The organism is Leifsonia sp. HAY1-4F (genome assembly GCF_056755275.1).
This window is the reverse complement of sequence record NZ_JBNDHX010000377.1, coordinates 1-259: the sequence shown is the minus strand read 5'-3', so window position 1 is coordinate 259 and position 259 is coordinate 1. Positions and strand designations below refer to the sequence as shown.

Below are 259 nucleotides of genomic sequence, written 5' to 3'. Positions count from 1 at the left end.
CCCCCCCCCCCCCCCCCCCCCCCCCCCCCCCCCCCCCCCCCCCCCCACCCCACCCCCCCCCCCCCCGATTAGCGAGTGTCTCGTGGGCTCGGAGATGTGTATAAGAGACAGGTGCTGGATCGTGAGGACGTCCCCGGACCCATCCGGAACGGCCCGCATGTCCCGAGCAGGTGTGAAGCCGCTCCAGCCGGGCTCGAAGGTTCCGACGGTCTCTCCCGTGGTGCTGTCTCTTATACACATCTGACGCTGCCGACGACGG

General features: G+C 71.0%; 1 protein-coding gene. It reads left to right on the top strand.

The window, feature by feature from the left end; all coding sequences use genetic code 11:
- The coding region (locus tag ACPYOG_RS19880) for a hypothetical protein (protein WP_481295836.1) at nucleotides 1-244 on the top strand (244 nt) is incomplete at its 5' end.
- Nucleotides 245-259: the final 15 nt, after the last annotated feature.